This window comes from Nostoc sp. 'Peltigera membranacea cyanobiont' 232, from assembly GCF_002245985.1.
Lineage (GTDB): Bacteria > Cyanobacteriota > Cyanobacteriia > Cyanobacteriales > Nostocaceae > Nostoc.
The window spans coordinates 1-2,051 of sequence record NZ_NOLK01000354.1; the positions used below are offsets into that span (position 1 = coordinate 1).

The 2,051-nt window shown below is 43.9% G+C and carries 3 protein-coding genes; all 3 read left to right on the plus strand.

Annotated elements, in window-relative coordinates; genetic code table 11:
• The coding region (locus tag CDG79_RS44645) for a hypothetical protein (protein WP_223278666.1) at positions 1-294 on the plus strand (294 nt) is incomplete at its 5' end.
• 122 nt (positions 295-416) lie between these two features.
• Positions 417-824, plus strand: coding sequence for a hypothetical protein (locus CDG79_RS40235; RefSeq protein ID WP_094347012.1), 408 nt, complete (start codon positions 417-419; stop codon positions 822-824).
• 153 nt (positions 825-977) lie between these two features.
• Positions 978-2,048, plus strand: coding sequence for a type 2 isopentenyl-diphosphate Delta-isomerase (gene fni / locus CDG79_RS40240; protein WP_094347013.1), 1,071 nt, complete (start codon positions 978-980; stop codon positions 2,046-2,048).
• Positions 2,049-2,051 lie beyond the last annotated feature (3 nt).

The following is a 2,051-nucleotide window of genomic DNA, read 5'->3' on the forward strand; positions in this document are numbered from 1 at the left end:
GGTTGGGGGTGGGGTTCTTCGGGTTTAAGAAGTAATCAAGTGGATAAGTCTATTTGTTCAGAACACAAGCCCATTCGTTCAGAACACAAGCCCATTTGTTCAGAACACAAGCCCATTCGTTCAGAACACAAACTTATTTGTCCAGAACACAAACTTATTTGTCCAGAACACAAGCTCATTCGTCCAGAACACAAGTCTATTTGTCCAGAACACAAGCTTATTCGTCCAGAACACAAGTCCATTCGTTCACAACACGAGTCTTTTCTCAACTATTTCTTGTCTTGCGTCGTGTAATTACTGAGTCAACAGTCCAATCTTATTAAAAAAAATACCTTTTTTTGCAAGTTTTACTGAACCACTACATTGTCCCATTGAGACACTCTAGAAAGATAAGGTTTAGTAAAAAGTATCCATTGATGCCACGCAAAAAAAGAAGCTCTCCCGTGCTAGAAAAAACTGAACAGAGAGTAATCGGATTTAAATCAATTGATTCCAGCCTTGACTTTGGTGATTCCATCAGTTTAAACCATTTAACCCAGTTAACCGGGCAACTCCGCAACCAGATAGACGAGTATAATATGATGCTAACCGCCCTTGACTCGGCAAAAGCAGAAATAGAAACCCTGGAAAAGACCATTCGAGAAACTTCAGAACGCTTAGTCAGTGGTGTGGTGTTAAAGTATGGCAAAGACAGTCGGGAATACGAAATGACAGGCGGAGTCCGCAAAAGCGATCGCATTCGTAAAGCCACTATCACCCGATTAAAATCCACCGCAGACTCAAAAGCGGCTTCTACACAGACAGCCGTAACAAGCAACAAGTAGGCATCATTACACCATAAATGATGCCCATTGCTTTGCGATCGCGCTTGTCTCCTTGTTGGTTTATTCCTCAATCAACTCATTTGTTATAAAAAGATGATTGCAGACAATGTAACAATAGCGATCGCAACCAAATCCTTTTAGCTATACCCACCAGTGAACGCCCCTAACAATATCTCTGCACAAACTCAGAATCGCAAAGCCGATCATATTCGGATCTGTTTAGAAGAAGATGTTCAGTCGCATCAAATCACCAATGGATTGGAACGTTATCGTTTTACCCATTCTTGCTTACCCGAAATCAACCATGACGATATTGATATCAGTACAGCTTTCTTGGGAAAACACCTTGGCGCACCTTTGTTAATTTCTTCCATGACTGGCGGAACAGAACAAGCCGCAACCATTAATCAACGCTTGGCCCAAGTCGCGCAACATTACAAAATTGCAATGGGTGTTGGTTCCCAACGGGTAGCAGTGGAAAAACCCCAGGTGGCTGATACTTTTGCTGTCCGCAAGTATGCACCCGATGTTCTACTATTTGCGAATTTGGGGGCTGTGCAACTTAACTATAAGTACGGCTTAGATGAATGTCTGCGGGTAGTTGATATCCTAGAGGCTGATGCCCTGATTTTACACATTAATCCTCTACAAGAGTGCATTCAAGCCAAAGGTGACACTAATTTTCGGGGTTTGCTTGACAAAATATCTGATTTATGCAACAAACTGCCAGTGCCAGTAATTGCAAAGGAAGTTGGTAACGGCATTTCAGCAGCGATCGCTAGCAAACTGATAGCCGCCGGAGTAGCAGCAATTGATGTCGCTGGTGCGGGGGGAACTTCTTGGGCAAAAGTGGAAAGCGAACGGGCCGAAAATCCCTTACAGCGTCGCTTAGGGAGGACTTTTGCCGATTGGGGTTTACCGACAGCAGAGTGCATTACAACTATTAGAGCGATGTCTACGACGGGCTACGCCTACGCAAAAGATGTGCCCTTAATTGCTTCAGGAGGTTTGCGTCATGGATTGGATGTTGCCGTTGCGATCGCCTTGGGAGCAGATATAGCTGGTTTAGCAATGCCTTTTTTGCAAGCAGCAGCAACATCAGAGACAGCAGTAGCGGAACTCGCTGAAGTATTAATTGCCGAAATCACCACAGTCTTATTCTGCACTGGTAACGCCACCTTGTATCAGTTAAAGCACTCTGGCAGTTTACAGCGCATAGAATAAATT